Raw genomic sequence first — 4,813 nt, forward strand, 5'->3', positions numbered from 1 at the left:
GTATCGTATTCTACGTGAGAAGTAGAGATGGTGATACCACGCGCTTTTTCTTCTGGTGCGTTATCGATCTGGTCGAATGCACGCGCGCTACCGCCGTAGGTTTTTGCCAGAACGGTGGTGATTGCAGCAGTCAGGGTAGTTTTACCGTGGTCAACGTGGCCGATAGTACCAACGTTAACGTGCGGTTTTGAACGTTCAAACTTTTCTTTAGACATTAGGTTGTTCCTCTAAGACACGGAATCGGTGGTTTCACCACATCAACCAAGCAATTGCTTGTAAGATATTTACAGGAAGAAAACCAGGAGGCAAGAACAGGGGAAGTGGTGCTGATAGGCAGATTCGAACTGCCGACCTCACCCTTACCAAGGGTGTGCTCTACCAACTGAGCTATATCAGCACATCTTGGAGCGGGCAGCGGGAATCGAACCCGCATCATCAGCTTGGAAGGCTGAGGTAATAGCCATTATACGATGCCCGCGTGAACTCGGCTACCTGACTTTAATCAGCTGTATACTGTACCTCAAGTGTTTTGCCTAGAGTATGAATCGAGCAGAACACTCAAGATTAAAACTGGTTAATGGTGGTGGGGGAAGGATTCGAACCTTCGAAGTCTGTGACGGCAGATTTACAGTCTGCTCCCTTTGGCCGCTCGGGAACCCCACCTTTCCAAATTTTTAATGGTGCCGGCACCAAGAATCGAACTCGGGACCTACTGATTACAAGTCAGTTGCTCTACCATCTGAGCTATGCCGGCATCAAGTGCTGCGCATTCTAGGAAGAGTTGGGCCACGATGCAACAAAAAAATTGCTTTTTTTGTTCTTTCGCTCACAAAACAGTCATTTTTAATGCTACTGGTGTTTTTTTCAATAGTTACAGCTTAAACATTCATCAATAAACATTGATACAGGATGAATCAATAAATGCATCTGCCAATTATTTTTTGAAAACGATTTGTATTACTTTGGCTCTCTCCCTTTTTAAAAACGGAACTAACCATCAGAACAACCTCAGGAATAGTACAATTTTTTACATTTTTGCATTTACCATCAAAAAAAATTACTAAGATCATAAAAAATTCTACGCCTACGATAACGCAACCTATATGATGAGATTTATTTTTTTGTCGGGTACGGGTGTTCTCAACAACCTGTCCAACCTGCATAGACAGGCAGATGTTGGCTTATGAATAAGAAAGAATCTTTTTTGACGACTCCATATTTACAATTTGAACGTGAACATTGGGCAACATTACGTGACTCAGTGCCCTTAACATTAACAGAAGAAGAAGTTGCGGCTTTAAAAGGGATTAATGAAGAAATCTCAATAGATGAAGTGATTGAGATCTATCTTCCATTGTCACGCCTACTTAATTTTTATATTAGTTCCAATTTACGGCGACAGGCTGTTCTTGAGCAATTTCTGGGAACAGATGAACAAAAAATACCTTATGTTATTGGTATCGCAGGCAGTGTTGCTGTCGGGAAAAGCACAACTGCCCGTTTATTACAGGCATTACTAAGCCGTTGGCCGGAACATCGCCGTGTCAAATTAGTGACAACGGACGGTTTTTTGCACTCCAATAATGTACTAAATGAACGTGGCTTAATGAAAAAAAAAGGGTTCCCTGAATCCTATGATATGCGTAGCTTGGTCAAATTCGTCGCTGACATCAAATCAGGCACCGAAAAAGTTACTGCACCAGTCTATTCTCACCTGAGCTATGACATTGTTCCTAATGAACAACTTATTATCGAAAAGCCAGATATTCTTATCCTTGAAGGTTTAAACGTATTACAAAGTGGCATGGATTATCCACATGAACCACATCATGTATTTGTTTCTGATTTCGTTGATTTTTCTATTTATGTTGATGCGTCAGAAGAATTACTCGAACAATGGTATGTCAGTCGTTTTCTCAAGTTTCGACAAGGTGCATTCTCCGATCCTGATTCTTATTTTCACAATTATTCTAAGCTAACGACAGAAGAAGCAATAAAAGTGGCATCAAATATTTGGCGGGAAATTAACGGCTTAAACTTACAGCAAAACATCTTACCAACGAGAGAAAGGGCTAGCTTGATTATGACGAAAGGAATCAATCACACGATTGAAAGCGTCAGATTAAGGAAGTAAAACGGAAGCCGGAGATATTTGAACTGACCCCAAAAAGTTGGACAACCAATTACTGGGGGTCACTTCATATTTCCGGCTTTACATTCAATAACCTCTCAAGGATATTTCGCCACCAATATAAGGCGTAACAACGCCATTAATATCAAGTAACAGAGCCCCTTGTTGATCTATTCCACGGGCTATTCCATATACTTCCTGATCACCAATAATTAATTTCACTGAGCGATTAATAAAATTATCTAACTTAAACCACCTAGGAATGAACGAAGCTAACCCTTCGTTTTCAAATTGAATTAATGCTTCTTTAAGTTCCACTATGATTTCAGTAACCAATTTATTCCGTTCAATAACCGTCCCTGATTGCTGTAAATTGATCCAATTTTGATTAATTGATTTTTGTTGATCACTACTCATCGAAATATTCATACCTATTCCGATAACAACATGGGCGGCATCCCCTGTTTTTCCCGTCAACTCAACCAATATTCCAGCCAGTTTTTTATCGTCCAAATATAAATCATTTGGCCATTTTACTTTTACCCTTTCTGCTCCCTGACGGTTAAGGACTTCTGCAATGACGATGCCAACCACTAAACTTAAACCTATCGCTGCTGCTGGACCTTGTTCCAAACGCCAATACATAGATAGATATAAGTTTCGGCCAAACGCAGAAACCCACTTCCTACCACGGCGCCCTCTACCTGCATACTGATATTCAGCAACACAGGCATCTCCCGAATCGAGTTCAGCTAACTTATCCAGCATATATTGATTTGTGGAATCAATGACTGATATCACTTCAATATGATTATTGGGAAGATAGTTTTCGATAAGCACTTTATCCAGCAGATTCATTGGGGCAGGAAAACGATAACCTCGACCTGAAAGAGTTAGAACCTCTACTCCCCATTCACGAATAGTTTGAATATGTTTATTGATTCCGGCACGGCTCATTCCTAATTCTTGGCCAAGTTGCTGGCCTGAATGAATTTCACCATCAGATAACACTTTAATTAATTTTAATGGGGTACTAATATCTTTCATGAAATACATTCCACTGCGTCTATCTCACCTTCACAACCAATGAAGCGTACTTCAGGTTCTAAGAAGATATTAAATTTTTCTGCAACCTTGTTACGCACATGAGCAGCCAAAGCAATGACATCTTGTCCTGTTGCATTATTTTTATTAATTAATACTAATGCTTGTTTCGTGTGGACGGCGGCTCCACCGATAGAATAACCCTTCAATTGGCACTGCTCGATAAGCCAACCCGCTGCAATCTTTACGCTATGCTCATCATAAGAATATTGAGGACAATCGGGATATTCAGACTTAATTCTGTATGCTAATTCAATCGATACGATAGGGTTTTTAAAGAAACTTCCAGCATTACCCATCAGCGCAGGATCTGGTAATTTATTCTGGCGCATTTCACACACAGAATCGAATATTTGTTTTGGTGTAGCTTTTTCCCGTGAAAACTGTGCTAAGGCACCATAAGTTAAAATTGGTTCCCATTTCTTATTCAAGCGTAAGCCGACCGCTGTGATAACATAATCATTTTTATATTGATGCTTAAAAATGCTATCCCTATAAGAGAATAGACACTCATTCGCCGTTAGGCGGATTGAATTACCTGTTTTCAGTTCAACAAAATCCACATACTCACAGACTTGTTTAAACTCAATTCCATATGCCCCAATATTTTGAATTGGAGCAGAACCAACATTTCCGGGGATCAGAGCTAAATTTTCCAAACCATAGATCTGTTGATTAAATAAATACGTGATCAGTTCATGCCAATTTTCACCTGCACCAACACGAACATGCCAGGCTGTATCAGACTCTTGTATATTAATACCAAGAATGCGGTTTAGAATCACAGTACCTTTAAAATCTTCGGTGAAAAGAACGTTACTTCCGCCTCCCAACAATAAAATAGGATGATTCTTTTCCATTGCTTCTCGCCATAAGGTCAGAAGAGATTCAATAGAGGTGGCTATACCGATATGATCGGCGCGGGCTGAAATGCCAAACGTGTTGAACGCTTTTAGTTGGGTAGATTGACAAACAGACATTCACTTCAAGCTCAATAGGTAATTTAAGTCGTAGTCTATCAGACTCTATATTTGAAAGGTAAGTTTGAAAGAAAAGTAAGTAGTTGCTATTTGTTGATAGAAATACAAAAGAACTAGAAATGCAAAAGGCCACTCATATGAGTGGCCTTTTGACTGGGTATTAAAGCTTGGCAGTTCCCTACTCTCACATGGGGAGACCCCACACTACCATCGGCGCTACGGTGTTTCACTACTGAGTTCGGCATGGGGTCAGGTGGGACCACCGCGCTATCGCCGCCAAGCAAATTCTGTTTTATTTGCCGAACATATTATTCATGGTGCTGATACCCAGATTCGAACTGGGGACCTCACCCTTACCAAGGGTGTGCTCTACCAACTGAGCCATATCAGCAAATGCTGAAGATAAAAAGTGTTGCCAATCGGGCAACACTTATAAAGTGATGTCTGGCAGTGCCCTACTCTCGCATGGGGAGACCCCACACTACCATCGGCGCGACGGCGTTTCACTGCTGAGTTCGGCATGGGGTCAGGTGGGACCACCGCGCTATTGCCGCCAGACAAATCCTGTTTTCAATCCCGAACAAGCTGTTTATCATCT

The 4,813-nt window shown here is 41.0% G+C and carries 4 protein-coding genes, 5 tRNA genes and 2 rRNA genes; 1 reads left to right on the forward strand and 10 read right to left on the reverse strand.

The genetic code is table 11. The annotated features are described in order from the left end of the window. From PSI17_RS15750 to PSI17_RS15770, 5 genes are all read right to left on the reverse strand, one after another. A partial coding sequence (locus PSI17_RS15750; RefSeq protein WP_273551555.1) for a GTP-binding protein occupies nucleotides 1-215 on the reverse strand: 215 nt, incomplete at its 3' end. A 106-nt stretch (nucleotides 216-321) separates the two neighbouring features. Then, nucleotides 322-397: transfer RNA gene (locus PSI17_RS15755), tRNA-Thr, on the reverse strand. A gap of 6 nt (nucleotides 398-403) precedes the next feature. After that, nucleotides 404-478, reverse strand: a tRNA-Gly gene (locus PSI17_RS15760). Between the two features lie 100 nt (nucleotides 479-578). Further along, nucleotides 579-663: transfer RNA gene (locus tag PSI17_RS15765), tRNA-Tyr, on the reverse strand. Between the two features lie 15 nt (nucleotides 664-678). Then, a tRNA-Thr gene (locus PSI17_RS15770) sits at nucleotides 679-754 on the reverse strand. A gap of 429 nt (nucleotides 755-1,183) precedes the next feature. Between PSI17_RS15770 and coaA the strand changes: the two genes are divergently transcribed. After that, nucleotides 1,184-2,134 carry a type I pantothenate kinase gene (coaA, locus tag PSI17_RS15775; protein ID WP_273552875.1) on the forward strand — a complete coding sequence of 317 codons (951 nt, stop codon included), beginning with the start codon at nucleotides 1,184-1,186 and terminating at the stop codon, nucleotides 2,132-2,134. A gap of 84 nt (nucleotides 2,135-2,218) precedes the next feature. On the opposite strand, the gene birA is transcribed toward coaA, so the two are convergent. The 5 genes from birA to rrf (PSI17_RS15800) form a co-directional block, all read right to left on the reverse strand. Next, nucleotides 2,219-3,178 (reverse strand): bifunctional biotin--[acetyl-CoA-carboxylase] ligase/biotin operon repressor BirA, encoded by a 960-nt coding sequence (gene birA, locus PSI17_RS15780; protein ID WP_273552876.1) that lies wholly within the window; start codon nucleotides 3,176-3,178, stop codon nucleotides 2,219-2,221. Then, entirely contained in the window at nucleotides 3,175-4,215 is a 1,041-nt protein-coding gene (murB, locus tag PSI17_RS15785) for a UDP-N-acetylmuramate dehydrogenase (RefSeq protein WP_273552877.1), read from the reverse strand. Before murB ends, birA begins: the two co-directional genes overlap by 4 nt. A gap of 165 nt (nucleotides 4,216-4,380) precedes the next feature. Further along, nucleotides 4,381-4,496, reverse strand: a 5S ribosomal RNA gene (gene rrf, locus PSI17_RS15790). A 34-nt stretch (nucleotides 4,497-4,530) separates the two neighbouring features. Further along, a tRNA-Thr gene (locus PSI17_RS15795) sits at nucleotides 4,531-4,606 on the reverse strand. A gap of 51 nt (nucleotides 4,607-4,657) precedes the next feature. Then, nucleotides 4,658-4,773, reverse strand: a 5S ribosomal RNA gene (gene rrf, locus PSI17_RS15800). Nucleotides 4,774-4,813: the final 40 nt, after the last annotated feature.

The sequence above is a fragment of the Xenorhabdus sp. IM139775 genome (genome assembly GCF_028598745.1).
GTDB lineage: Bacteria > Pseudomonadota > Gammaproteobacteria > Enterobacterales > Enterobacteriaceae > Xenorhabdus.